Here is a 26,072-nt window from a genome sequence, read left to right as displayed (position 1 = left end):
GGCTGGCCATAATACAGGCGGGGGACCGGAAAGGCGGCGAGCGGGCCGCAGCCATAAGAGCTTGGAACATCGGGTGCGGCGGGCGATAACACGGCCGGACGGCCGCGCCCCGGGGCGGGAAGCGGGCCAAAAAAGAAAATTCGGGGGACACATGCTGAAGCGCATTCTGCTCGGGCTCGGGGGGCTTTTCCTTCTTCTGGTGGCCATTATCGTCGTGAGGACGCTGATGGTCCCGGTGGTGACGCCGGGAGAAGCGGGCGCAGCCGCGACAATAGACGCGGAACGGGCGGCGCAGCGCCTGTCCGAAGCCGTGCAGTTCGAGACGATTTCCCACCAGCGCGGCGCGGATGCGGCGGCCGTCGCGCGCTCCGCCGAGGCCTTCACCGGCTTCCGCGACTGGATGGACGAGACCTACCCCGCCTTCACCGGCGCAACCTCGCGCGAAATCGTCGGCGGGCACACGCTCTTCTATACGTGGCAGGGGAGCGATGCCTCGCTCGACCCCGTCCTCATGATGTCGCATATCGACGTGGTGCCGATTGCTCCGGGGACGGAGGATCAGTGGGAGCACCCGCCCTTCTCCGGCGCGATCGCGGACGGCTATGTCTGGGGACGCGGCACGATCGACAACAAGGGCTCACTGATCGCGATGGTCGAGGCGGCCGAGATGCTGGCGGCGCGAGGCTTTCAGCCGGCGCGCACGATCATGTTCGCGTTCGGCCATGACGAGGAAATCGGCGGCGGCGAAGGCAACAAGGCGCTGGCCGGGCTACTGCAGGAACGCGGCGTGCGGCTTGCCTGGGTGAAGGATGAAGGCGGCGTGATCGGGCAAGGATTGCTGCCGGGCGTGAACGCGCCGGTGGCGATGATCGGTGTGGCGGAGAAGGGATCTATCTCGCTCGACATCGTGGCTTATTCGAAAGGCGGGCACTCCTCGATGCCCTCGCCCGCCGCGCAGACCGCCATCGGCAGGCTTGCACGCGCCATAGAGAGGATCGGCAACAATCCGCTCGAAGCACGCGTCGACGGCGCGACGCGCGGCATGATCGAGGGGCTCGCACCTGCCGTGCCGTTCATGCAGCGGATGGTCTATGCCAATTTGTGGCTGTTCGAGCCGGTGGTGCGCCGGGTGATGCAGGGAAGCGAGACGAGCGCGGCGCAGCTGCAGACCACAATCGCCCCGACGATCATCTCGGGCGGTGTGAAGGAAAACGTATTGCCGCCGGAAGCGCGCGCGGTGGTGAATTTCCGCATTCATCCGCGCGACACGGCCGAGAGCGTACTGGCGCATGTGCGCGAGGCGGTGGACGACCCCGAGGTTTCGATCGAACCGCTCGAGGGCGTGAGGGAAGCGTCGGTCGTGTCGAACATGGAGGGCGACGGCTACAAGCTCATCACCCGCGTCATCGGGGAAAGCTTCCCGGGGACGATCACGGCGCCCTATCTGGTCGTCGGCGGCACGGATTCCCGCCATTACCTGCCGATCACGGACAATGTGTTCCGCTTCATTCCCATTCATATGGGGCCGGAGGACATGGCGCGGTTCCATGGCACCAATGAGCGGGTATCGGTGGCCAATATGGGCGAGGCGGTGGCCTTTTATATCAGGCTGATGGAAACGATGGACGCGACCGACCGGGACTGACCTTGCCCCACCCGCCTGCCGCAAATTGCGGCAGGTTCCGGGGCGCCGGACGGGAGATGGACGGCATTTACCGGTTTTTCCGCCTCCTCCCGCCCAGGCGGGCGGCGCGGGATGGCGGAAAACCGGGAGAAAACCTTACCGCCGGGCGCCGGAAAGGGCGCTTCGCCGCACCCTTTGCAAGCGGGTCGCAAAGCGGTTGCGCCCTTCAGGGCCCGGAACTATGTTGACGCCGAAATTTCACGGCGCGGGCCTGCCTGAAAGGGCGCTGGCCCCGCTTTTGCTTTAATTTCCGGCGAAAGTTGCTTTCGCATACCCGCCTCAGGCGGCGTCCTGCCGGAACGGCACGACCGTGATAGACTTCGGCCCTTGTCCGCGAGAGGCGGCGGCGGCAGGCAACAAACGAGTATAAGGCCCGCGCGGGCCGAACAGGACCACGAGGAGAGCAGCGTGAAACAGACCGGGCCTTACATCAGTAAAAATGGCGCCGATAAAAGCGGCTTCAAAAATCTGGCCGCCACCCACTGGAACTACCGGCCCGCCGCGCTTTACGAAGAGGCGATCCGCCGGGGCGAGGGCCATGTCGCCGCCAATGGGCCCTTCGTCGTCAAGACCGGCGTGCACACCGGACGCTCCGCGAAAGACAAGTTCATCGTCCGCGATGCCTCCACCGAAAAGACGGTCTGGTGGGACAACAACAAGTCGATGACGCCGGAAGCCTTCGACCTCCTCCATGCCGACATGCTGAAACACGCCGAGGGCAAGGAACTCTTCATTCAGGATCTCTTCGGCGGCGCCGACCAGACCCACCGCCTCGCGACCCGCATCTACACGGAATACGCCTGGCACTCCCTCTTCATCCAGAACCTCCTCATCGAGCCGAAGCCGGAAGAACTCGGCAGCTTCGATCCGCAGTTCACCATCATCGACCTGCCGAGCTTCGAAGCCGATCCCGAGAAATACGGCGTGCGCACCGGCACCGTGATCGCCTGCAACTTCGCCAAGCGCATCGTGCTCATTGCCGGCACGTCCTATGCCGGTGAAATCAAGAAGTCCGTCTTCTCGATGCTGAATTACGAATTGCCGCCCAAGCGCGTGATGCCGATGCACTGCTCGGCGAATGTCGGCGAGGAAGGCGATACGGCGATCTTCTTCGGCTTGTCCGGCACCGGCAAGACGACGCTTTCCGCCGTCGCGACGCGTACGCTGATCGGCGACGACGAGCATGGCTGGTCGGAGAACGGCGTCTTCAACTTCGAAGGCGGCTGCTACGCGAAGATGATCAAGCTGTCGGCCGAGGCCGAGCCTGAAATCTACGCGGTGACGCGCCGCTTCGGCACCGTGCTCGAAAATGTGGTGATGGACGAGAACACGCGCGAGCTCGACCTCGACAGCGCGGCGCTGGCCGAGAACAGCCGTGGCGCCTATCCGCTCTCCTTCATTCCGAATGCGAGCGCGACCGGCCGCGCGCCGCACCCGAAGAACATCATCATGCTGACGGCGGACGCCTTCAGCGTGCTGCCGCCCGTGGCGCGGCTGACGCCTTCGCAGGCGATGTATCACTTCCTTTCAGGCTATACGGCGAAAGTGGCCGGTACGGAAAAGGGCGTGACGGAGCCGGAAGCGACCTTCTCGACCTGCTTCGGCGCTCCCTTCATGTCGCGCCACCCGACCGAATACGGCAATCTGCTGCGCGACCTCATCGCCCAGCACAAGGTTTCCTGCTGGCTGGTGAACACCGGCTGGACCGGCGGCGTCTACGGCACGGGCAACCGCATGCCGATCAAGGCGACGCGGGCGCTGCTTGCCGCCGCGCTTGACGGATCGCTCAACAATGTCGAATTCCGCACCGATCCGAATTTCGGTTTCGAGGTTCCGGTGGATGTGCCCGGCGTCGACAACAAGATCCTCAATCCGCGCGAGACCTGGGCCGACAAGGCTGCCTATGACGCGCAGGCGCAGAAGCTCGTGAAGATGTTCATCGAGAATTTCGCGAAGTTCGAGGCGCATGTGGACCCGGACGTCCGCGCCGCGGCGCCGGCCGCCGCCCGCGCCGCCGAATAAGCGACGCTTCATACGAACGGAAAGGCCCGGACGGCAACGTCCGGGCTTTTTCTTTTTCATCAATCCGCGTGGGGCTGAGGAAGGCCGCTATAGGATGCTTCGCTCGGGCGGGAGACGAAGTCTTCCATCGTCTTGCCCTTCTCGTCCCTGAATATGTCGTCAGTGACTTTCAATGCCCCGATACGCTCGATGCGGAAAGTGCGGAAGTCCTCGCGCTTTTCGCACCAGGCGGCGAGGATCCAGAAAGGCCCGAAGAAAGCGAGACCGAGCGGACGCAGGACGCGCCGGGATTTCTCGCCCGAGAGCGCCTCGTAGTCGATGGACAGCTTGCGCCGTTCGCGGATCGCACGGCGAACGGGAGAGAGGTGGCGGCTGTAGCCATCCTTCTGGTTGGTGCGGCCCGGCGCGACGGTGACATGCGTTGCGGCGGCAATGCGCTCCAGCCGTTCGGGCAGTACCGCTCTTATCTTTGCGACCGCGGCATCGGCGGCATGGGTAAAGGCGGCGTCACCCCAGGCGCGGACCATGCGCGCGCCGAAGACGAGAGCCTCGATCTCATCTTCGGTGAACATCAGGGGCGGCAACTCATAGCCGGATCGCAAGACATAGCCGAGGCCCGCCTCGCCCTCTATCGGCACGCGGCTCGCCTGCAGGTCGGCTACATCGCGGTAGATGGTGCGGACGGAGACTTCGAGCTTTTCGGCAAGCTCCTGCGCCGTCACCACCCGCTTGTTGCGGCGAAGAAATTCGATGATGTCGAAAAGGCGGTCGGCACGTCGCATGGGACCCTCCATCCAGCAAGCCCACCATCGCAGATCACTGCTGACGGCATGCTGTCAGTAGTGTGTCAGCATAACGGTATCCGTCCAACAACGGAGAGCTGCCATGATCCGCCTTCACATTTTTCCGGCGAGCCTGAAGGGCACGCCCAATCCGAGCCCACTCTGCGTGAAACTGGAGACGGCGCTGCGTCTTGCCGGGGTTCCGCACCGGGTCTGGTACAATACGAATCCCGCCAACGGGCCGAAGGGAAAGCTGCCCTTTATCGAGATCGAGGACCAGCGCATCGGCGACTCGGCGCTCATTCTCTATCACCTGAAAGAGCGGCTTGGCGTCGATCTCGACAGGTCATTGAGCGATGGCGAGCGGGCACAGTCGCATATGCTGCATCAGATGCTGGATGAGCGGCTTTACTGGGTTCTTCTTCACAGCCGCTGGATGGATGAGGCGAACTGGCGGGTCACCAGGCAGTGTTATTTCGGCGGGCTTCCCTTTCCGCTCTCCCTGATCGTGCCGCGCATGGCGCGAAAGCAGATGCGCGCCGCGCTTCACGCCCAGGGCATTGGGCGACACAGCGCGGAAGAAATCTATGAGCTCGGCGCGAAGGACCTTGCGGCTCTTGCCACCCTGCTGGGGGACAAGCCTTTCTTCTTCGGCGATATCCCAACGCTCGCGGATGCGACCGTGTTCGCCTATCTCGTCAATATTGCCGGGCCGGAGCTTCCAAGCCCGCTCAAGGACGCCGCGCTCCGCCACGACAATCTCTTGCGGCACATGGACCGCATGGGCGAACTCTATGCGGCGAAGAGGCAGCCGCAGCGAATCGCGCTGACGCTCGCAGCCTGAACGGCGAGGCCCGGAAGGTTGAAACCTTCCGGGCCGTTTGGCCGCACCGCCTATGAGGCGTTATTTCTTCTGGGAGGGGTCGTGCCCATCGCCCGCATGAGTACCGTTCCATGAGGGCGGATCGGAAGCTGGGAAGCTTTCATCGAGCGTCTCATCGACATCGTCTTCACGATGCTTGCGCTCTCTTTCAGCTTCCTCAGCCTTCCTGACGGCTCTTTTCGCATCTTCCTCCGCAGACGCCACCCCGCTCGTCCAAGCGGGGGGATCGGAAGCGGGGAAAGTCTCCTTCTGAGCCTCATCGACCTTTGTTTTTTTATCGATCTGGCTCTCGTGGTTCTTATCCGGATTAGACAAGGTATTTACCTCCATCTGTGGGGAAAGAACGCGCGGCTCTGCGTCAGAGTTCCATGGTTATGGGATTTTGCTAATGCGCCTCGTCCCAGTTTTTCGCGGCACGGGCATCGACATCGAGCGGCACAGTCAGCGCCACGGCGGGCGCGGCGGCATCCGACATGATGCGCGACACCACCTTGCTCGTCTTCTCGGCTTCCTTTTCCGGCACTTCGAAAATCAATTCGTCATGAACCTGCAGCAGCATCCGCGCGGCGAGCTTCGCATCCGCCAATGCCTGCGGCATGCGGATCATGGCGCGGCGGATGATGTCGGCGGCCGAGCCCTGAATCGGCGCGTTGATGGCGGCGCGCTCCATGAAGCTTTTCTCCGCGGGATTCTTAGAATTGATCGCGGGGAGGTGAATGCGGCGGCCGAAGATCGTTTCGACATAACCGTTCTTGTGAGCGAAATCCCGGGTGTCGTCCATATAGGCGCGGATGCCGGGGAAACGCTTGAAGTAGCGATCGATATATTCTCCCGCCTCCTGCCGCGGGATGCCGAGCTGGTTGGCCAGGCCGAAGGCGGATATGCCGTAGATGATGCCGAAATTGATGGCCTTGGCGCGGCGGCGAACGGAAGACTCCATGCCCTCGATGGGCACGCCGAACATTTCCGATGCCGTCATCGCATGAATATCGAGACCTTCGGCAAAGGCCTTCTTCAGCGCCTCGATATCCGCGATATGGGCGAGGAGGCGCAACTCGATCTGGCTGTAGTCGGCGGAGATGAGAAGATTTCCCTTCTCGGCGACAAAGGCCGTTCTGATTTTCCGGCCGTCTTCCGTGCGCACGGGAATGTTCTGCAGGTTCGGCTCGGTTGACGCGAGGCGGCCGGTCGATGTCGAGGCGAGCGAGTAGCAGGTGTGGATGCGGCCGGTCTCGGGGTTGATATATTCAGGGAGTGCATCCGTATAGGTGCTTTTCAGCTTGGAAAGCCCGCGCCAGTCGAGCACGCGCTGCGGCAGCTCATGGCCTTTCGCGGCCAGCGCCTCAAGCGTGTCGGCGTCGGTCGACCAGGCGCCGGTCTTGGTTTTGCGGCCGCCTTCGAGGCTTTGCTTGTCGAAGAGGATTTCGCCGAGCTGTTTCGGCGAGCCGATATTGAAGCGTTCGCCGGCAAGCTCGTAGATCTCATCCTCATATTGCGCCATCTTCTGCGAAAAATCGCCGGAGAGGCGCGCGAGCACCGCCTTGTCGACCTTGACGCCGGCTCGCTCCATTTCCGCGAGAACGGAAACGAGCGGACGCTCCAGCGTTTCATAAACAGTAACGCGACGCTCCGCGACGAGGCGCGGCTTCAGGATATGCCAGAGGCGGAGTGTGACGTCGGCATCTTCGGCGGCATAGGCGGTGGCGCGGTCCACCGGCACCTGGTCGAAGGTGATCTGCGCCTTGCCCTTGCCCGCGACTTCCGCGAAGGAAATCGGCTTGTGGCCGAGATGCAGTTCCGACAATTCGTCCATGCCGTGGCCATGCACGCCTGCGTCGAGCGCGTAGGACATGAGCATCGTGTCGTCGAGACCTTTCAATTGGATGCCATGCTGACGCAGGACCGTCATGTCGAATTTCAGGTTCTGACCGATCTTCAGGATGGAAGGATCCTCAAGCAGCGGTTTCAGGCGGGCGATAGCCTCCTTAAGCGGAATTTGCGGCTGGCCACCGGCATCCGCGAAGTCGAGGCCGCCGCCAGCGCCATGCTGCAGCGGGATGTAACAGGCCTCGCCGGGCAGCAGCGAAAGGGAGACGCCAACAAGGCGCGCCTGCATCGGGAAGAGGCTGTCCGTCTCCGTATCGACGGCGAGGAAGCCCTGCTCGCGGGCGCGCGCGATCCACTCGTCGAGATCGGCAAGCGCCGTTACCGCAACATAATTCGCATCGTTGAAATCCGCGTCGATGCCCTTCGGAACTGCACCCGGCGTGCCGCCCCGTGCGGTGCGCGCGACCGTCTGCTTTTCCTTTTTCGGCTCCTCGCCCGCGGGGGCAGCGAGCGCGCCATCGGTAATGAGGGCATGCTTTCCGGCAGCGGGAATGGCGTCGACGTCGATGTTGAAACGCTCGCCGACGCGGCGCGTCAGCGTGTTGAATTCCATGTCCTTGAAGAAGCCGATCAGCGTTTCAGGATCGGGCTCGCGGACGCCCATGCCCTCAAGCGGCTCTTCGAGGGGGACGTTATTGTCGAGCTCGACAAGACGGCGGGAGATGCGGGCCTGCTCGGCAAATTCGATAAGGTTTTCGCGGCGCTTCTGCTGCTTGATCTCTCCGGCGCGGGCGAGCAGCGTTTCGAGATCGCCATATTCGCCGATGAGCTGGGCCGCGGTCTTGATACCGATGCCGGGGACGCCGGGAACGTTGTCGGTGGAGTCGCCCGCCAGTGCCTGCACATCGACGACCTTTTCCGGCGGCACGCCGAATTTCTCGATTACCTGTTCGCGCGCGATTGTCTTCAGCTTCATGGTATCGAGCATGTCGACATTGTCGTTCACGAGCTGCATCAGATCCTTGTCGGAGGAGACGATGGTGACGCGGGCGCCCGCTTCATGCGCGAGGCGCGCATAGGTGGCGATGATGTCGTCGGCCTCGTAGCCCTTCTTCTCGATGCAGGGGACACCGAAGGCGCGGGTCGCGTCGCGCACAAGCGCGAATTGCGGGCGCAGGTCTTCCGACGGCTCGACACGATTGGCCTTGTATTCGGGGTAGATGTCGTTGCGGAAGGTCTTGGCGGCGGCGTCGAAAATGACGGCGAGATGCGTCGGCTCGAACTCGTCCTTGGTGTCCTCGATGAGCTTGTAGAGCATGTTGCAGAAGCCGGCGACGGCGCCGACCGGCATGCCGTCCGATTTCCGCGTCAGCGGCGGGAGGGCATGATAGGCGCGGAAAATATAGCCCGAACCATCCACCAGGAAGAGATGGTCGCCTTTTTTCAGTGCTCTTCCGGTCTTTTCCGCCATTGCCGTTTCCGCCTTGCCGCTTGCCACACGCCCTGCCTTTCCTATCTATAGTGCCTCACCGTCCCCGGTCTCGGGGGCCGCCACTATAGCGCGTACCGCGCGTCAAAAAGAACCGGCCCCGAAGCCAAGCCTGAAAAGTTTCAGAAAAGAGCCCGCTCATGGCCCATTCGCTTGCCGACAATGAAGACAGCCTCGAAACGCGCCTGCCGCCGGAGCCGGCGCCCCGCACGGGCGCACGCTATGCCATCGAGGCCCGGAACCTGCGCAAGGTCTACAAGGCGAGCGGCAACCAGCCGGCCAAGGAGGCGCTGAAGGGCATCGACCTTGCGATACCGCGCGGATCGATCTTCGCGCTGCTGGGGCCGAACGGCGCGGGCAAATCGACCTTCATCAATATTCTTGCCGGGCTCGTGACCAAGACCTCCGGCTCGGCCTCGATCTGGGGGTTCGATACGGATGTCAATCCGCGACAGGCGCGCGCCTCCATCGGCGTGGTGCCGCAGGAGCTCAACATCGACCCGTTCTTCACGCCCGCCGAAGTGATGGAGATGCAGGCGGGACTCTATGGCGTGCCGAAGCGCGAGCGGCGGACCATGGAAATCCTGAAAGCGATGGGGCTCGACGACAAGGCGGATGCCTATGCGCGGACGCTTTCGGGCGGCATGCGGCGGCGGCTGCTGGTGGCGAAGGCGATGGTGCACAACCCGCCGGTGCTCATCCTCGACGAGCCCACGGCGGGCGTCGATATCGAGCTCAGGCGGCAGCTCTGGGAGTATGTGAAGGGCTTGCATGCCCGCGGCACGACCATCGTGCTCACGACGCATTATCTCGAAGAAGCCGAGGCGCTGTGCGACACCATCGCGATCATCGACAAGGGGCAGGTGGTGGCTTGCGAACCGAAGGAGACGCTGCTTGGACGGATCAGCGACAAGCGGCTGATCGTGCGGCCTGCGACACCCGCGACGCAACTGCCGGCGGCGCTGGCCGGCATGAAGGCGGAAGTGCGTCCCGGTGGGACGATTTCCGTTCAGTACAATCCGGCGGAAACAAATGTCATGACCATTCTCGGTCGGTTGAGCGCCGAGGGCATGGAGATCATCGACATTTCGACTGAGGAATCGGATCTCGAGGATGTTTTCATGCAGCTGACATCGCACTAGCTCAGGCCGAGGCGCGCTTCACCAGCTCACCCATCACCATATCGACCGAGCCGACGCCCGTGGTCAGCGGCATCAGCACGGCCTCGAGCGCCGTTGCCGGCCCCGCCTGAGCGAACACCGCCTGGCCATGCAACCGCAGCGGGCGGCGCAGCTGGCAGACGATGCCGAAAACCTTGGCGACAGCAGCCGCGGATTTTTCCGACATTTCCTGCTCCAGCGTGCGACCGGTGTAGTCGTTCGCGAAAAGCTCGTTGAGGGCGGTACCCATGAGGCGGACGCGGAAATGCGCGAGCGAGAGCGCGGGCGGGGCCGCATCGACCAGAAAAACCGATGGCAAATGGCTGATAATCTCGGCGGGGCTTACATCCGCGCGAGCGGGCATGGGCCGGCCGGCGCGCTTTGTTTCCCAATAGGCCAGCATTTCACGCAGGCGGCTGTCCTGGAAGGAGAGCAGCGGGTCGATATAAATGTCGAAAGGCGCAAGCCTCAGGGGCTCCGACATGGAACGCAGAACTCTCACGGTGTCCGCCCGCGCGAACGACGTTTCACGCAGGGCCCCCTTCCTATAGGCGGATTCGAGGAGGACGCCAAGGAGGGCGCGGGGCCCAATGGCGGCGATTGTCAGGCGGCCCGGTTTGTTCTACCTTGCGCCCGCTTCGCCGGACGGCCCTTGTCCGGACCGCAGGCACCCGTAGCTCAGCTGGATAGAGCGCTGCCCTCCGAAGGCAGAGGTCACACGTTCGAATCGTGTCGGGTGCACCACTCATCCATAAAAGTAGGTACCATTGAGGGCGGCAGCGGCTTGTCAGCCGTCAGCTGATAGGCCAGCACGTCCTTGCGGCCGGAAATCCTCACCCGGTCCTTGGTGACCGCCACATTCTCCAGCAAGAGCCGGAGATAGGCCTTGCGGAACCCCGGCTCGCCGTCCTCCCGCAACCGGGCCCGAAAACCATTCGCGAAGGCCTCCAGCTTCTCCGGGGTAACGACTGAGAGAGGCGAGTCGATTTCGCGATTTACGAATGAGATAACCCGGTTCACCTGTTCGCGCTCATTCTGGCGCTGGGTAAAGCGGCTCTTGACGGCATCGAGCGGGACACCCTTTTCCAGAGCGTCGGTCAGCTTTGCCAGTTTTTGATCCAGCTCCCGGCGTTCCCGCTTCAATTCCTTCAGCTTCGCTTGCGCTGCCGCGCGCCGCCCCGAATTGCGAGCAAGCAAAGACCCCAGCATATTCTCAAGGCGATCCGCTTGGAGAACCTTATCGCATAGCGCATCGGTTACGATTTCATCGAGCTTGCCCATAGGCACGGTCACGCCAGCGCATCCGCTCTTCCCCATATCAGCCGACCGCGAGCATGTGTAATACCAGTATTGCCCGTTCTTGCCGGTTCGCGTCCGCATCGGAGCGCCGCAATTTTCGCAAGTCGCGACGCCTGTCAGCAATATGCGGCTGCTTGCGATGCGAGGCGGCGTCATTGTCGGATTGCGGGCGTCAAGTTGCGCTTGCACCGCATGGAAGATGCTTTCCTCGACAATCGGTGGCACCGCAATTTCGATCCACTCTTCGCGCGGGCGCGGCTTTCGGGTCCGGCTATCCGTGCGGTTGAAGTAATGCGTTCCGATATAGGCAGAGCGCCGCAAGGCCTCCTGAATGTGCTGGATACGGAAAGGCTTTCCATTCCGGTTATTCACGCCGCGTCCATTCAGGTAGGAAACCAAGTTCTTTATGCCGAGCGGTCCTGTCTTGCCGTCGCCATAGAGATACAACTGGAAAATCAGTTTGACGATTTCCGCTTCCTGCGGCTCCAAATCGAGCTTCTTCTTGTCCTTGTTGCCGTGCCGCTCAACAACGATTGTTTTGTAGCCGTAAGGCGCGGCCGCACCGTTCCAGAAGCCGCGCTTTGCGTTCTCAATCATGGAGCGGGTGACGTGCTTGGCGGTTTCCGCGCTTTGATACTCATCGAACGATGAAAGCATATGGCGCATCAAGTTCGCTTGGGCGCCTTCTCCGGTTTCCTGCGTCATGGACACAAGCCGGGCGCCATGCTTTTCAAGTATCCTCGTATATACAGCGGCACCGCACGCATCCCGAAAGAAGCGCGAAAAGCTATGCACGAGCACCACGTCGACTTGCATCGCCCCAGACTTCACATCATCCATCATGCGCTGGAATTGAGGCCTGTTATCGTCGCGGGCCGATGCACCCGGATCGACATAGGTGCCCACGATCTCTATATCGCGTTCCTTGCAGTAGCGTTCGGCGTGAGCGATTTGATCGGGAATGGACAGGTCATGGTCAGCCTGCCGTGTCGTTGATACGCGCGCATAAACAATAGCTTTCTGTCCCATGACCCGTCCTTTCAGGCCCTATCGGGCCGCTTCCTCTTTCAGCATTTCGGCAATGATATCCCGGAGATAGGTCTCTACGAGAGCCAGCTCATCGGGCGTTACCGGCAGTTCGTCCGGCATATCCAGCGTGACAAGCATGTCAAATTTGCGGCTATCCACTCATGGGGCACCGCCTTTCCTGCCTGTATGGGACCGGCCCATGCCATTCCATGCCTCAAGCCCGTCCTTGCCGCCGTGGTCAAGGAGAGCGGTAATATCCGAACGCAGGCCTTTGTGGCCCAGTGCGTCCAATACGCAGCTCCGGAAAAACTCGAATGTCCGCTCATTCGGAATCGCCAGTTCGGCATATTTGAGAATCTGGTTGGTGCGCTCATTGATCCGCGCTTCGATGTCCTTGCGGTTCACCATTTGCCTGACTCGTAGTCGCGGATGCGCTGCTCTACATCCTGTTGCCATATGCTGGGGATATGATGCGGCTGGAGCATGTCGAGGATTTCTTCGGTCAAATCTTCAAGCGTGACCATCCGCCGCCAATGTCCCGACTCCAGGACGGACAGTGCCGCAAGGGCTTTCATGTTGCCGTACATGGAATTGACGATCTTGAACTTGCGGTATTGAAGCGCGCTATCCGGATCGTAGTGCCGCGCCAATCCGAGTTGGGGCATGTCCCCGATTGCATCCTGAAGCGATTGCCAGAGAGGATGCAGCGGCCAGCGCGATTTGTTGCTGTCGCCTGTCGGCCGTCGAAGCGACGTATGCTCATGGGCGAGCTGCCTCAGAATATCGCCCTGTAGCTCTTCCAAGTCACCGAGCGTCCGGATCGCACCGGCCTTGAGACGTTCGCCCCGTATCTGAAACTCGATACGCCAAACATTTTCGCTTTGGCCCCAAAGCTCGAAGAACCAGACCTTGCCGCTGCTTTGCTCTATCTCGGCAACCTTGTCATAGACGCGGATTACCGTATGGCCGGACCCTAGGCGGAAAGTTTGAACGCGGCCGCCGTCGCGGTACTTGGCGTCCTTATGGGCCCGCGTGGCGAAATGATCCTCATTGAAGTCGACTTCCGGCAAATCGAAGTCGAAGGACCAATCGGCGCGCGATACAGTTTCCGGCGCGATCATGGCCGCGCCTATTGAGCGCGCCCAGTCGACTATCCGTTGATGGAGGGCGATTGCGCCTGACCGCCATAGGGCTTCGGACCGGAACTGGACCCGGAGCGTCGGCTGCATGACTTCCGTCAGGCCAAGCGAGAAGGCCTCATTCTCCAAGAGAAACCGGTAGGGCTTCGCCCCGTAGGGACGCAGTGCGAAGTCTTCGCAGCCGAGCGTCAGCGCCTCGAATTCGCGCTGCCCGTCGCGGATCATTTCTTTGCGGTATTCGAGGTCCGGGAAATCAAGCTTTGAAGTCCGCATATCGAGCGAGTAACAGACATAGAGACTGTCGAGCCCGCTCAACAGAAGCCGGGGGGTGCCCGTTTTTGCTGTGCCGCCAATTGTGTCCCTGTTCATGTCGCGCTCCCTATGTCTGCCTGAGGGCTCAAGCAGTCACGGCATATGGAGCGGGCGCAAGCAGGGCCCCGGAAATTCGGCCTTCCCATATATACATATGGAGACTGAACTCGAATGCCGATTTCGGTCAGTTGCCGAAAGCCGGTTTTGTGCATTTCTGTCGAATCACCGGCTGAAAATCGGCTGACCATTTCACGCCTCCATATGGCGTTGAAACCGGTGTCAGCATTGGCGGCTCGCCTAAAACTCCCTAAGGAAAAACCGACCCCATATGCAAAACTTCCATATGGAAATCAGCCGCTTTCAGAAATTCCGGCTATGGGGATTTCCCGCATATGTGCATTTTGGGCGAATCAGTGTGCTTCAAGCGATGCCAAAGGAATGATCGGATCGCCCGCCGCTCGGTCCGCCTCAAGGCCACGCGCCGCTAACGCGGCGTGGCTTCGCCAGCCTTGACCCGGCCCGCCCGGCAGGCAAAGGGCCCGGCATGGCCTTCAAGCCGCAATGCGGCCTGAAGGCCGGTCTTTGAGGTGAGGGGACTTGCTCAATGGGGCGCTATCGGAGGCCAGACCACCCCATGTATCGAAAGCCCCCCGTGTTACCAATCACGGGGGACAAGCAAAAAGGCCCACGCGCTGCTTGCGGTGGGCCTTTTCGATAATAACCGGCAGCTGACCTTGGGATGCCGAGCCCGCACAAGGGGTCAATTTGCTTGCGAAAAGCGACCGCCTCTCGATTTGCTACAGAGCAGAGGCTAGCCTTTACCCCTATTTGACGCAAGGGGGATCGGGCATGGAGCGGATTTTCGGCTTCGATATTGGCACTACATCCATCGGATTTTCGGTTATTGACTACAGTTCAACGCAATCGGCCGGGAATATTCAGAGACTTGGCGTCCGGATATTTCCGGAAGCCCGCGATCCGGACGGGACCCCTCTAAACCAGCAACGCAGGCAAAAGCGGATGATGCGCCGTCAGTTGCGGCGGCGGCGGATACGGAGGAAGGCGCTCAACGAGACACTGCATGAAGCGGGCTTTCTGCCCGCCTATGGTTCTGCCGATTGGCCAGTTGTCATGGCGGATGAACCTTACGAGTTGCGCAGGCGAGGTCTGGAAGAAGGCTTGAGCGCATATGAGTTCGGGCGAGCGATCTACCATCTTGCGCAGCACCGCCATTTCAAGGGCCGCGAACTTGAAGAAAGCGATACTCCCGACCCTGACGTCGATGACGAAAAGGAGGCGGCGAACGAGCGGGCAGCAACCCTGAAGGCTCTCAAGAACGAGCAAACCACATTGGGCGCGTGGCTTGCACGCCGACCGCCATCGGACCGCAAACGCGGAATCCACGCGCATCGCAATGTAGTTGCGGAAGAGTTCGAAAGACTTTGGGAAGTTCAATCGAAGTTTCATCCGGCGCTCAAAAGCGAAGAAATGAGGGCAAGGATTAGCGACACGATCTTTGCCCAGCGGCCGGTATTCTGGCGCAAGAACACTTTGGGCGAATGCCGCTTCATGCCGGGCGAGCCTCTATGTCCGAAAGGCTCCTGGCTTTCGCAACAGCGACGGATGCTGGAAAAGCTGAACAATCTCGCGATAGCAGGTGGCAATGCCCGGCCGCTGGACGCCGAAGAGAGGGATGCAATTCTCTCCAAGCTTCAGCAACAAGCCTCCATGTCGTGGCCGGGCGTCCGAAGCGCATTGAAGGCGCTGTATAAACAGCGGGGCGAACCCGGCGCGGAGAAAAGCCTCAAATTCAATCTGGAACTGGGTGGCGAGAGCAAACTCCTTGGCAACGCACTCGAAGCCAAGCTAGCCGACATGTTCGGGCCAGACTGGCCTGCGCATCCTCGCAAGCAGGAAATCCGCCATGCCGTCCATGAGCGCCTATGGGCGGCGGACTATGGCGAAACGCCAGACAAGAAGCGCGTGATTATCCTCTCGGAGAAAGACAGGAAGGCGCATAGGGAAGCCGCTGCAAATTCGTTTGTGGCCGACTTTGGGATTACCGGGGAGCAAGCAGCCCAACTGCAGGCGCTCAAGCTGCCGACCGGGTGGGAACCCTATTCAATCCCGGCCCTGAATTTGTTTCTTGCAGAACTTGAAAAGGGTGAGAGATTTGGCGCCCTTGTAAATGGCCCGGATTGGGAAGGTTGGCGGCGCACCAACTTCCCCCATCGCAATCAGCCAACCGGCGAAATTCTAGACAAACTGCCAAGCCCGGCCTCGAAAGAAGAACGCGAGCGGATTTCCCAACTCCGAAATCCAACGGTTGTCCGCACTCAAAACGAACTCCGAAAAGTCGTGAATAATCTTATCGGGCTTTACGGGAAGCCCGACCGAATTCGCATTGAAGTCGGCCGCGACGTCGGAAAGTCGAAGCGGGAGCGCGAGGAAATTCAGAGCGGGATTCGCCGCAACGAAAAACAGCGAAAGAAAGCGACTGAAGACTTAATCAAGAATGGCATCGCTAATCCGTCTCGCGACGACGTTGAGAAATGGATTCTTTGGAAGGAAGGACAGGAACGCTGCCCATATACTGGCGACCAAATTGGCTTCAATGCGCTGTTTCGCGAAGGCCGGTATGAAGTTGAACATATATGGCCCCGTTCACGCTCCTTCGATAACAGCCCGCGCAACAAAACGCTTTGCCGAAAGGATGTGAACATCGAGAAAGGCAACCGGATGCCCTTCGAGGCATTCGGCCACGATGAAGACCGCTGGTCCGCTATCCAAATACGCCTGCAAGGCATGGTGTCTGCGAAGGGTGGAACCGGCATGTCACCCGGCAAGGTAAAGCGATTTCTTGCCAAGACTATGCCCGAGGATTTTGCAGCCCGCCAATTGAATGACACTCGCTATGCGGCAAAGCAAATTCTTGCGCAGCTCAAACGCTTGTGGCCCGACATGGGCCCCGAAGCGCCTGTCAAAGTCGAGGCCGTCACCGGCCAAGTGACCGCGCAACTTCGGAAGTTGTGGACGCTCAACAACATACTTGCGGACGACGGGGAAAAGACACGAGCGGATCACCGGCATCATGCAATTGATGCCTTGACGGTTGCCTGCACTCATCCGGGCATGACCAACAAGCTTTCACGCTATTGGCAGTTGAGAGACGATCCGCGCGCAGAAAAGCCGGCGCTTACGCCTCCTTGGGACACCATCCGCGCAGATGCAGAGAAAGCCGTGAGCGAGATAGTAGTGTCTCATCGCGTCCGGAAGAAAGTTTCCGGCCCGCTCCACAAGGAAACGACATATGGCGACACAGGAACCGACATAAAAACCAAGAGCGGAACCTATCGTCAGTTTGTCACGCGCAAGAAAATCGAATCTCTATCGAAAGGCGAACTTGACGAAATACGCGATCCGCGCATCAAGGAGATTGTTGCGGCGCATGTTGCCGGGCGCGGCGGCGATCCCAAAAAGGCGTTTCCGCCATATCCATGCGTATCGCCCGGCGGACCGGAGATTCGAAAGGTGAGACTCACGTCAAAGCAACAGCTGAACCTCATGGCCCAAACTGGCAATGGATATGCCGACCTTGGCTCCAATCATCATATAGCGATCTATCGCTTGCCGGACGGGAAAGCTGATTTTGAGATTGTGAGTTTGTTCGATGCCTCTCGGCGACTGGCCCAAAGAAATCCCATCGTTCAAAGAACGCGGGCTGATGGGGCGAGCTTTGTCATGTCTCTGGCCGCCGGCGAAGCAATAATGATTCCGGAAGGAAGCAAAAAGGGAATTTGGATCGTTCAGGGTGTTTGGGCCAGCGGCCAAGTAGTTTTGGAGCGCGACACTGATGCTGACCATTCAACTACCACCAGACCCATGCCAAACCCGATACTAAAGGATGACGCAAAGAAAGTTTCAATTGACCCAATCGGTCGAGTTCGGCCATCGAACGACTGAGAGTTGCGATGATCCGTAAAACCGTCGAGTTCGCAACGCCGGGGACGCGCCTTTCCGTTGCCAACAAGCAGCTGGTAATCGAGCGACCCGATCTTCCGAAGGCAACGCTGCCGATTGAGGATCTGGGCGTCGTCATTGTCGACGACTTGAGGGCGACATATACGCAAGCGGTTTTTATCGAACTGCTTGAAGCCGGTGCAACTGTCATGGTGACAGGGCGGGACCACCTGCCCGCCGGAATGATGCTCCCGCTTGATGCGCACCATATACAAACGGAGCGGCACCGGGCGCAGGTGGAAGCGAGCGAACCGACGAAAAAGCGCGCTTGGCAGGCATTGATCCGAAGCAAGATTGCGCAACAGGGCATAGTTCTTGCTCATTTCACAGGCGAGCATGGCGGCCTTCTTCCAATGGCGCGGCGCGTCCGCTCCGGCGATCCCGACAATCTGGAGGCGCAAGCCGCACAACGTTATTGGCCCCGCCTGTTCGGAAAAGATTTTCGGCGAGACCGCGATCTGGAAGGCGTCAATGCCTTGCTGAATTATGGTTATGCAGTTGTCCGCGCCGCGACGGCACGCGCGACTGTTGCGGCCGGGTTAATTCCGTCACTTGGCGTATTCCATCGAAACCGCGCGAATCCGTTTTGCCTTGCCGACGATCTTCTGGAGCCTTACCGGCCCTATGTGGATTGGCGGGTCCGATTGCTTGCCAATCAAATGGGCGAAGAGGCGCCAAGCCTCGATGATCGTGACACGCGGGCGGCGCTGCTTTCCATTTTCAATGAGACTGTTCTTGTTGGGGGCAGGCGAATGCCGCTCTTGCTTGCACTTCACGCAAGCGCCGCTTCGCTGTGCCGCGCGTTGACGGGAGGTGAAGCGGCACTGGCATTGCCCGAAGGCATGCCGCTTGCGCCCGATCTTCTCGACAATGATGGAGAGGGATGATGGCCCATTCGCGCCCTATTCCTCAATTGCCTTGGGGGTGGCGCTCAATGTGGGTTATCGCCATGTTCGATCTTCCAACCGATACACCGAAGGCCCGCAAAGCCTATGCGCGCTTCCGGAAGGACTTGCTGGAAGACGGCTTCACCATGATGCAGTATTCGGTCTACTCGCGGCATTGCGCTTCAATCGAGAATGCGGAAGTTCATGTGAAGCGAATGGGTGCTGTTGTGCCCGCTCAAGGTGAGGTCAGATTCCTGACGATTACCGACAACCAATTCGGAAGGATCAAGGTCTATGTCGGGAAAAAGCGGCAACCAACAACACAATCACCCTCCCAGCTTCAGCTTTTTTGAAGCATGGAAGGGCGAAAGCGTGTGCCATTTCAATGGCTTGCCGGAAGGGCAGCAAATCGAGAGACGGCCGCAATCCGCAGCGCGAGGTGCTGACCTACCGCAACGGCGTCAAGAGTAGCAAATCGAGAGACGGCCGCAATCCGCAGCATTATGCGGACATCATTGCGAGCGAGGCGCAGAGTAGCAAATCGAGAGACGGCCGCAATCCGCAGCAGTTGAGATTGCGTGTCTCACCCATTGCTACAGAGTAGCAAATCGAGAGACGGCCGCAATCCGCAGCGCGGCGTAATCGGCTTCCGAAACCTCGACGAGAGTAGCAAATCGAGAGACGGCCGCAATCCGCAGCGCGCTTCACGAGCGCCTCTATAGTCGGCGTAGAGTAGCAAATCGAGAGACGGCCGCAATCCGCAGCATGGCGGCAAGGTGGAGCGCGACCTGCACCAGAGTAGCAAATCGAGAGACGGCCGCAATCCGCAGCAGCGCATGGCGGCAGGCGTGGCTCGGGGCTAGAGTAGCAAATCGAGAGACGGCCGCAATCCGCAGCGCGACACGCTGCTCGCCATCCGGGCGTCCGAGAGTAGCAAATCGAGAGACGGCCGCAATCCGCAGCATGAGGCGATGATCCTCAAGGATGCAGAGAAGAGTAGCAAATCGAGAGACGGCCGCAATCCGCAGCGCGTCTAGGTGGTCAATGTCGCAAGTGACCAGAGTAGCAAATCGAGAGACGGCCGCAATCCGCAGCGGCACCAGGGCGATGGCGGCATGGTGGCCGAGAGTAGCAAATCGAGAGACGGCCGCAATCCGCAGCCATAAAGAGTGAGCAGGCAATGTTGAGTCGAGAGTAGCAAATCGAGAGACGGCCGCAATCCGCAGCGTACCAGCCGCTATGTCTCGCTTGAGGGACAGAGTAGCAAATCGAGAGACGGCCGCAATCCGCAGCGCCTGCTCCGATGCAATCTCCGCAACCAGCAGAGTAGCAAATCGAGAGACGGCCGCAATCCGCAGCCTTACAAGTAATTACTGATCCTTCAGGAAGAGAGTAGCAAATCGAGAGACGGCCGCAATCCGCAGCGTGTCGGGTTATCCGACACACCGAGGTAGGAGAGTAGCAAATCGAGAGACGGCCGCAATCCGCAGCCCTGCCTCGCCGAGGGTTTCTTCAAGCTCGAGAGTAGCAAATCGAGAGACGGCCGCAATCCGCAGCTGCCGCATCAGGGCATGCGCGAGTGTGCGCAGAGTAGCAAATCGAGAGACGGCCGCAATCCGCAGCGCGGTTACGTCCGCCAACGTGCGGAGCGGGAGAGTAGCAAATCGAGAGACGGCCGCAATCCGCAGCCGTCATCCGTCGCAAGCGTTCAAACGCTGGAGAGTAGCAAATCGAGAGACGGCCGCAATCCGCAGCGCCGCGAGTACAAGAGCGACACTCACGCTCAAGAGTAGCAAATCGAGAGACGGCCGCAATCCGCAGCGAGGGCTCGCGGGGATGCGCGAGGTGACGCAGAGTAGCAAATCGAGAGACGGCCGCAATCCGCAGCCTTGTCGCGGAGGGGCAGACCGTGGCGCTCAGAGTAGCAAATCGAGAGACGGCCGCAATCCGCAGCGCCGAAGAGATTGAAGCGATACGGAAGCGGAGAGTAGCAAATCGAGAGACGGCCGCAATCCGCAGCGAGAAAGCCGAAGCCCTCTGCTTGTTCACGAGAGTAGCAAATCGAGAGACGGCCGCAATCCGCAGCCCCTGTATCGCGGTCAAAGCCTCTAGGGCGAGAGTAGCAAATCGAGAGACGGCCGCAATCCGCAGCCCAGTATTCCGGCTTCAGAACATCCTCAAGAGAGTAGCAAATCGAGAGACGGCCGCAATCCGCAGCGGCCGCGATATCGGCTATCTGTCGCGCACCAGAGTAGCAAATCGAGAGACGGCCGCAATCCGCAGCGACGACACGAAAGCTTCCATCGCCGCGCCTAGAGTAGCAAATCGAGAGACGGCCGCAATCCGCAGCGGAACGCCGTTCGCTTGGTCTGCGAGCCGCAGAGTAGCAAATCGAGAGACGGCCGCAATCCGCAGCCAGGGTGTTGTTCTGTGCGGAGAGGGTGAAAGAGTAGCAAATCGAGAGACGGCCGCAATCCGCAGCGCCGCGGCATAGGCGGCCACGTCCTCGCGGAGAGTAGCAAATCGAGAGACGGCCGCAATCCGCAGCAGTGCCGCCGATCCATCGTTTTCCGCGCTAAGAGTAGCAAATCGAGAGACGGCCGCAATCCGCAGCCAGAGAGCCGTGATAGGAGCCGTGGGCGGAAGAGTAGCAAATCGAGAGACGGCCGCAATCCGCAGCGAGCCGGAATGCTTCTCGGTATTGGCCGCAAGAGTAGCAAATCGAGAGACGGCCGCAATCCGCAGCAGCGGCGGGGCTTTCCGCAGACGAAGCTAAAGAGTAGCAAATCGAGAGACGGCCGCAATCCGCAGCCGGTCCACGATTGGGCCTCGCATTACGGCGAGAGTAGCAAATCGAGAGACGGCCGCAATCCGCAGCGGGTGCGCGCTCACATGCCGGTCGTGCAAGAGAGTAGCAAATCGAGAGACGGCCGCAATCCGCAGCATGAGGCGAAGTTGCTGCTGCAGGTGCTGAAGAGTAGCAAATCGAGAGACGGCCGCAATCCGCAGCGGCTTTGTCGATCTCTCCAAACTCGATATTAGAGTAGCAAATCGAGAGACGGCCGCAATCCGCAGCGAGGTGGCTTGGGGATCGTCACCGGGCTTCAGAGTAGCAAATCGAGAGACGGCCGCAATCCGCAGCATGAGGCGAAGTTGCTGCTGCAGGTGCTGAAGAGTAGCAAATCGAGAGACGGCCGCAATCCGCAGCGGCTTTGTCGATCTCTCCAAACTCGATATTAGAGTAGCAAATCGAGAGACGGCCGCAATCCGCAGCGAGGTGGCTTGGGGATCGTCACCGGGCTTCAGAGTAGCAAATCGAGAGACGGCCGCAATCCGCAGCCCCGATCAAGAGACAGACGAACGCTGGGCGAGAGTAGCAAATCGAGAGACGGCCGCAATCCGCAGCGGGCCGAACGTATTCCCGCCGCCTCTTCTGAGAGTAGCAAATCGAGAGACGGCCGCAATCCGCAGCGTAATCTCTTTTGAGTGAACGTGTCTGCCTAGAGTAGCAAATCGAGAGACGGCCGCAATCCGCAGCCGAAGCTGGCGGGGATGCTGAACTGCGCCGAGAGTAGCAAATCGAGAGACGGCCGCAATCCGCAGCGAAAACGGCTCTACCGCCTGATCCGCCCGCGGACAGGCCAGAGAGCCGTTCCGCGCTAATCGCGCGACATTTGCAGGCAAATAGTCCAGTACGTATCCTCACCTTCCCCGGTGCACCAACTTCCGCCGATTGCCCTCCATAGTACGTATAGCCGCCGGGGTACGGTACGCCTTGGCATGGCAGAGGAGGACCGCGTTCCATCCGTGCCGGGAATAGGCCGGTCTCGAAATCCATGCCGGAGGCCCATGCGGACGTTTGACGCCGTCTCCCGGAGAGCCCTCGCGCAGGATGCGACACAGGTCCCCCGCACCGCAGTGAAGTCAATCACTCGCCGCGCCGCCTTCATGACCGATCACGTGAAACGGTTCAATCGAGCCGTCACTGTCTCACCAGACGAGTTTAGCTCACTTTACGCTATCGACAACCGGTGCGCATGTGTCACGCTGTTCTGAAGCGTACCTGCAAGGCAGACCGATTGACGCCCGTATTCCGCATATAGCCATACAATAGTCCTGCCGTTCGAGCGGCAGGTCGGCGCTCCGATCGTTTAGCCGCGGGGGTTAGAACGCAAGGAGGAGCGCATGGCTTTCGTCGGTGACATATTCCGGCATTCTCCCGAGATCGCATTGTTTCTCGCATTGGCCCTGGGCTACTGGATTGGAAAATTCCAGTTCGGCAAGTTCCAGCTCGGCGGCGTGGCCGGAACGTTGCTGGCCGCTGTGGCGATCAGCCAGTTCGGGGTGCATATCGACGACGGCATCAAGGCCGTTCTCTTTGCTCTATTCATCTATGCCGTCGGCTTCGAGAGCGGCCCTCAGTTCTTCCGTTCTCTCGGCAGACACTCGATCCGCGAGATCGTCATGGCGGCGGTTCTGGCGATTAGCGGATTGGCAACGGTGATCGTGCTCGCCAAGCTCTTCGAGCTGGACAAGGGCATTGCGGCCGGCATCGCCGCTGGCGGTCTCACCCAGTCGGCGATCATCGGCACTGCCGGCGCGGCGATCGAGAAACTTGGCCTTGCCGCGGACGAAGCGCAGCGGCTCCAGGCCAACGTCGCGATCGGCTATGCCGTGACCTACATTTTCGGTTCTTTCGGCGCGATTATCATCTGCGTCAACATTCTTCCCTGGTTCATGGGACGAGGTATTCGCGACGATGCCGTGAAAGCCGAAGCTGAAATGCTGAAGGGCGCGCGCATTTACGGCGCGGGGGAAGCGCCGGCTTTGCCCGAACTTTTCGGCCGCGTCTATCGCATCCAGAAGGCGTCAGGCCAAACCGTATCGGCAATCGAGAGCGCCGCCACCAACGGCCCCATCACCATCGAACGCGTCAAGCGCAAGGGAAAGATCATCGGCATCGAACCAGATCTCAAGCTGGAGACGGGCGACTTCGTCCTTGTTGTCGGCCGCCGGTCCGGCATCGTCGGCCTGGACGACAGGCTAGGCCCGGAATCGCCGGGGACGGAAGGCATGGAACTGGTCATGACGACACGCGATATCGTAATCACCGGCAAGAATTTCGTCGGCCGGTCCGTCGGGCAAATCATTGCCGAAAACAGCAGCCTGCGCCACGGCATCTATGTGCTGGCCGTGACGCGCGGCGGGACGAAGCTGGACCTGAAGAACGACACCATGATCCGGGCGGGCGACATCGTTACTATCCATGGCGTCCAGGAAGACCTGCAACGGCTGGTGGGCGAGGTCGGACCCGCCATCATTCCCAGCGACAAGACAGATTTCGTCTTCCACGGGCTCGGGCTGGTCGCTGGACTGTTGATCGGCCTGCTGGTCCTGCGCATCGGCTCCACACCGCTTACGCTCGGAGCCGGTGGCGGCGCGCTTCTCGCCGGCCTGATCTTCGGCTGGTACCGCAGCCGGCATATGACAATGGGCAACATGCCGACGGCTGCGTCCACCTTGCTGCGTGACCTCGGCCTTGCCGGCTTCGTCGGCGTGGTCGGGCTGCAGTCGGGGCAGCAAGCGGTGCAGACGGTCATGGAAAGCGGGCTTTCGATCTTCCTGATCGGGGTGGTCGTCACCGTCCTGCCGCTCCTCATCACGATGATCGTAGGCCGTTATGTTCTGCGTTACGAAAACGTAGCGGTGTTCGCAGGCGCGCTGTCTGGATCGCGGAGCGCCAATCCAGCATTCGGCGAAATCCTGGACAAGGCCGGCAACTCCGTCCCCACCGCGCCCTTCGCCATCACCTATGCCCTCGCAAATGTTTTCCTGACGCTGCTTGGCCCGCTGGTCGTGGCGTTCGTCTGACATAAATGGAGTGGGACATGACCGACTACAGCCAGTTCGCGAAACTCAGCCCCTTCGAACTGAAGGACGAACTCATCAAGCTGGCGTCCGGACAGAAGAACCGGACGATGCTCAATGCCGGGCGCGGCAATCCCAATTTTCTCGCCAGGCTGCCGCGTCGCGCCTTCTTTCGGCTCGGCCTGTTCGCGACGGCGGAATCGGAACTCTCTTTTTCCTACATGCAACAGGCGGTGGGCGGTCTGCCTCGCATCGACGGCATCGAGGCGCGTTTTGAGCGTTTCACAAGTGAAAACCGCGATCAGGAAGGCGTCGAGTTCCTGCGCCGCGCCCTGAGCTATGTGCGAGACCAGATGGGGCTTTCGGCCTCCGATTTCCTGCATGAGATGGTCGAAGGGGTCCTGGGCTGCAATTACCCGATGCCGCCGCGCATGCTGCGCATGAGCGAGGAGGTCGTCCGCCACTACCTGATGAAGGAGATGGCCGGTGGACGCGTTTCAGCCAAGGACGTCGATGTCTTCGCCGTCGAAGGCGGTACGGCGGCGATGACCTATATCTTCGACTGCCTGAAGCAGAACCGGCTCGTGACAGCGGGCGACAAGGTAGCTATCGGAATGCCGGTCTTCACGCCCTACATCGAAATACCGGAACTGGACGTCTACGGCCTGAAGGAAGTCGCCATCAACGCCGACCCGGATGCCGGCTGGCAATATTCCGATGCCGAGCTGGAGAAGTTGAAGGACCCGGCGATCAAGATTTTCTTTTGCATCAATCCGAGCAATCCACCCTCGGTGAAGCTCGACGGGCGCAGCATGGAAAAGATCGGCAAGATCGTGAAGAAAGACCGGCCCGATCTGATGATCCTGACCGACGACGTCTACGGCACATTCGCCGACGATTTCCAGTCGCTGTTCGCCGCGTGTCCGCGCAACACGATCCTGGTCTATTCCTACTCGAAGTATTTCGGCGCAACGGGATGGCGCCTCGGCGCCGTGGCGCTTCATCGGGACAACGTTCTCGATAAAGCCCTCGCCAAGCTGCCGAAAAATGCCAAAGCGACGCTCGACCGGCGCTATTCGTCGATCGTGACCGACGTCTCCGCATTGAAATTCATCGACCGGCTGGTCGCGGACAGCCGCACGGTGGCGCTCAACCACACGGCCGGCCTGTCCACACCGCAGCAGGTGCAGATGGCGCTGTTCTCGCTGTTCGCGCTGATGGACGAGAAGGACAGCTACAAGGCGACGCTGAAGGCGCTCATCCGCAGAAGGCAGGCCGCGCTCTATGCCGAACTCGGCGTCGAGATGCCGGACAACGGAAATTCCGCGGACTACTACACTCTGCTCGACCTGGAAAAGATTTCGAGCAAGCTCTACGGCAAGAAATTCGCCGCATGGGTGAAAAAGGAGTTCTCGGCCAATGAGCTCCTGTTCAGGATCGCCGAAGAGACGGGCACCGTGCTCCTGCCAGGCCGCGGCTTCGGCATGGACCACCCTGCCGGGCGGGCTTCGCTTGCCAACCTGAACGAGTACGAATATGCCGCAATCGGCCGTTCGCTTCGCAAGATGGCTGACGAGTACTACGCCGAGTACATGAAGAAGAACCGCCACTAGCGGCGGTTTATCCCCGAATGGAACCCACGGCGAGACGGCCATCGTCCGGCGCCAGCCT

The 26,072-nt window shown here is 60.5% G+C and carries 16 protein-coding genes, 1 tRNA gene and 1 CRISPR repeat array; of the genes, 10 read left to right on the top strand and 7 right to left on the bottom strand.

What is annotated here, in order from left to right:
- The first annotated feature begins 151 nt into the window (after positions 1 to 151).
- Both PLAV_RS00580 and PLAV_RS00575 read left to right on the top strand, forming a co-directional pair.
- Positions 152 to 1,645, top strand: a complete 1,494-nt coding sequence (locus PLAV_RS00580) for a M20 family peptidase (RefSeq protein ID WP_041535777.1) — start codon at positions 152 to 154, stop codon at positions 1,643 to 1,645.
- A gap of 447 nt (positions 1,646 to 2,092) precedes the next feature.
- Complete coding sequence (locus PLAV_RS00575) at positions 2,093 to 3,706, top strand: phosphoenolpyruvate carboxykinase (RefSeq protein WP_011995023.1); 1,614 nt, start codon at positions 2,093 to 2,095, stop codon at positions 3,704 to 3,706.
- Between the two features lie 59 nt (positions 3,707 to 3,765).
- Here PLAV_RS00575 and PLAV_RS00570 read toward each other — a convergent pair whose 3' ends face one another.
- Positions 3,766 to 4,488: a helix-turn-helix transcriptional regulator gene (locus tag PLAV_RS00570; protein ID WP_011995022.1), complete on the bottom strand. Its 723-nt coding sequence runs from the start codon at positions 4,486 to 4,488 to the stop codon at positions 3,766 to 3,768.
- Between the two features lie 103 nt (positions 4,489 to 4,591).
- Here PLAV_RS00570 and PLAV_RS00565 point away from each other — a divergent pair, with 103 nt between their 5' ends.
- Entirely contained in the window at positions 4,592 to 5,332 is a 741-nt protein-coding gene (locus PLAV_RS00565; protein WP_011995021.1) for a glutathione S-transferase family protein, read from the top strand.
- A 60-nt stretch (positions 5,333 to 5,392) separates the two neighbouring features.
- On the opposite strand, the gene PLAV_RS00560 is transcribed toward PLAV_RS00565, so the two are convergent.
- Both PLAV_RS00560 and polA read right to left on the bottom strand, forming a co-directional pair.
- Positions 5,393 to 5,701: a hypothetical protein gene (locus PLAV_RS00560; protein WP_011995020.1), complete on the bottom strand. Its 309-nt coding sequence runs from the start codon at positions 5,699 to 5,701 to the stop codon at positions 5,393 to 5,395.
- Positions 5,702 to 5,756: 55 nt separating this feature from the next.
- Complete coding sequence (polA, locus tag PLAV_RS00555) at positions 5,757 to 8,645, bottom strand: DNA polymerase I (protein ID WP_041536130.1); 2,889 nt, start codon at positions 8,643 to 8,645, stop codon at positions 5,757 to 5,759.
- Positions 8,646 to 8,827: 182 nt separating this feature from the next.
- Between polA and PLAV_RS00550 the strand changes: the two genes are divergently transcribed.
- Complete coding sequence (locus PLAV_RS00550) at positions 8,828 to 9,829, top strand: ABC transporter ATP-binding protein (protein ID WP_011995018.1); 1,002 nt, start codon at positions 8,828 to 8,830, stop codon at positions 9,827 to 9,829.
- Position 9,830: 1 nt separating this feature from the next.
- Here the strand turns inward: PLAV_RS00550 and PLAV_RS18610 are convergent, their stop codons facing one another.
- Entirely contained in the window at positions 9,831 to 10,331 is a 501-nt protein-coding gene (locus tag PLAV_RS18610; protein WP_011995017.1) for a PAS domain-containing protein, read from the bottom strand.
- Positions 10,332 to 10,514: 183 nt separating this feature from the next.
- Here PLAV_RS18610 and PLAV_RS00540 point away from each other — a divergent pair.
- Positions 10,515 to 10,591: transfer RNA gene (locus tag PLAV_RS00540), tRNA-Arg, on the top strand.
- Here PLAV_RS00540 and PLAV_RS19200 read toward each other — a convergent pair.
- The 3 genes from PLAV_RS19200 to PLAV_RS00520 all read right to left on the bottom strand — a co-directional run bounded on the left by PLAV_RS19200 (position 10,562) and on the right by PLAV_RS00520 (position 13,683).
- Entirely contained in the window at positions 10,562 to 12,175 is a 1,614-nt protein-coding gene (locus PLAV_RS19200) for a recombinase family protein (protein WP_011995016.1), read from the bottom strand. The two genes, PLAV_RS00540 and PLAV_RS19200, sit on opposite strands and share 30 nt — an antisense overlap.
- Positions 12,176 to 12,334: 159 nt before the next feature.
- A complete protein-coding gene (locus PLAV_RS00525; RefSeq protein WP_011995015.1) occupies positions 12,335 to 12,583 on the bottom strand; it encodes a hypothetical protein in 249 nt (82 codons plus the stop codon).
- Positions 12,577 to 13,683, bottom strand: coding sequence for a hypothetical protein (locus PLAV_RS00520; protein ID WP_011995014.1), 1,107 nt, complete (start codon positions 13,681 to 13,683; stop codon positions 12,577 to 12,579). Before PLAV_RS00520 ends, PLAV_RS00525 begins: the two co-directional genes overlap by 7 nt.
- 792 nt (positions 13,684 to 14,475) lie before the next feature.
- Here PLAV_RS00520 and cas9 point away from each other — a divergent pair.
- The 5 genes from cas9 (at position 14,476) to PLAV_RS00490 (ending at position 26,014) form a co-directional block, all read left to right on the top strand.
- Complete coding sequence (gene cas9, locus PLAV_RS00515) at positions 14,476 to 17,589, top strand: type II CRISPR RNA-guided endonuclease Cas9 (protein ID WP_011995013.1); 3,114 nt, start codon at positions 14,476 to 14,478, stop codon at positions 17,587 to 17,589.
- An 8-nt stretch (positions 17,590 to 17,597) separates the two neighbouring features.
- Positions 17,598 to 18,533 (top strand): type II CRISPR-associated endonuclease Cas1, encoded by a 936-nt coding sequence (gene cas1 / locus PLAV_RS00510; protein WP_011995012.1) that lies wholly within the window; start codon positions 17,598 to 17,600, stop codon positions 18,531 to 18,533.
- The gene (gene cas2, locus PLAV_RS00505; RefSeq protein ID WP_342612909.1) at positions 18,530 to 18,886 is read left to right on the top strand and encodes a CRISPR-associated endonuclease Cas2; all 357 of its coding nucleotides are present in this window, start codon (positions 18,530 to 18,532) and stop codon (positions 18,884 to 18,886) included. The genes cas1 and cas2 overlap by 4 nt, the downstream gene beginning before the upstream one ends.
- A 45-nt stretch (positions 18,887 to 18,931) precedes the next feature.
- A CRISPR array of direct repeats spans positions 18,932 to 22,137; the repeat unit is 36 nt; unit sequence AGAGTAGCAAATCGAGAGACGGCCGCAATCCGCAGC.
- Positions 22,138 to 22,718: 581 nt separating this feature from the next.
- The gene (gene aspT / locus PLAV_RS00495) at positions 22,719 to 24,404 is read left to right on the top strand and encodes an aspartate-alanine antiporter (protein WP_011995010.1); all 1,686 of its coding nucleotides are present in this window, start codon (positions 22,719 to 22,721) and stop codon (positions 24,402 to 24,404) included.
- Between the two features lie 17 nt (positions 24,405 to 24,421).
- Positions 24,422 to 26,014 carry a bifunctional aspartate transaminase/aspartate 4-decarboxylase gene (locus PLAV_RS00490; protein WP_011995009.1) on the top strand — a complete coding sequence of 531 codons (1,593 nt, stop codon included), beginning with the start codon at positions 24,422 to 24,424 and terminating at the stop codon, positions 26,012 to 26,014.
- Positions 26,015 to 26,072: the final 58 nt, after the last annotated feature.

Source organism: Parvibaculum lavamentivorans DS-1, assembly GCF_000017565.1.
Lineage (GTDB): Bacteria > Pseudomonadota > Alphaproteobacteria > Parvibaculales > Parvibaculaceae > Parvibaculum > Parvibaculum lavamentivorans.
Note: the sequence above shows the minus strand (reverse complement) of the source record. Positions and strands in the feature narration are given on the sequence as shown.

What these genes read in the sequence shown, in the direction of transcription:
- PLAV_RS00580 (WP_041535777.1), top strand. Translation starts at nt 152, where the DNA reads ATGCTGAAGCGCATTCTGCTCGGGCTCGGGGGGCTTTTCCTTCTTCTG.
- PLAV_RS00570 (WP_011995022.1), bottom strand. Translation starts at nt 4,488, where the DNA reads ATGCGACGTGCCGACCGCCTTTTCGACATCATCGAATTTCTTCGCCGC.
- PLAV_RS00565 (WP_011995021.1), top strand. Translation starts at nt 4,592, where the DNA reads ATGATCCGCCTTCACATTTTTCCGGCGAGCCTGAAGGGCACGCCCAAT.
- PLAV_RS00560 (WP_011995020.1), bottom strand. Translation starts at nt 5,701, where the DNA reads ATGGAGGTAAATACCTTGTCTAATCCGGATAAGAACCACGAGAGCCAG.
- PLAV_RS00550 (WP_011995018.1), top strand. Translation starts at nt 8,828, where the DNA reads ATGGCCCATTCGCTTGCCGACAATGAAGACAGCCTCGAAACGCGCCTG.
- PLAV_RS18610 (WP_011995017.1), bottom strand. Translation starts at nt 10,331, where the DNA reads ATGTCGGAGCCCCTGAGGCTTGCGCCTTTCGACATTTATATCGACCCG.
- PLAV_RS19200 (WP_011995016.1), bottom strand. Translation starts at nt 12,175, where the DNA reads ATGGGACAGAAAGCTATTGTTTATGCGCGCGTATCAACGACACGGCAG.
- PLAV_RS00525 (WP_011995015.1), bottom strand. Translation starts at nt 12,583, where the DNA reads ATGGTGAACCGCAAGGACATCGAAGCGCGGATCAATGAGCGCACCAAC.
- PLAV_RS00520 (WP_011995014.1), bottom strand. Translation starts at nt 13,683, where the DNA reads ATGAACAGGGACACAATTGGCGGCACAGCAAAAACGGGCACCCCCCGG.
- cas9 (WP_011995013.1), top strand. Translation starts at nt 14,476, where the DNA reads ATGGAGCGGATTTTCGGCTTCGATATTGGCACTACATCCATCGGATTT.
- cas1 (WP_011995012.1), top strand. Translation starts at nt 17,598, where the DNA reads ATGATCCGTAAAACCGTCGAGTTCGCAACGCCGGGGACGCGCCTTTCC.
- cas2 (WP_342612909.1), top strand. Translation starts at nt 18,530, where the DNA reads ATGATGGCCCATTCGCGCCCTATTCCTCAATTGCCTTGGGGGTGGCGC.
- aspT (WP_011995010.1), top strand. Translation starts at nt 22,719, where the DNA reads ATGGCTTTCGTCGGTGACATATTCCGGCATTCTCCCGAGATCGCATTG.
- PLAV_RS00490 (WP_011995009.1), top strand. Translation starts at nt 24,422, where the DNA reads ATGACCGACTACAGCCAGTTCGCGAAACTCAGCCCCTTCGAACTGAAG.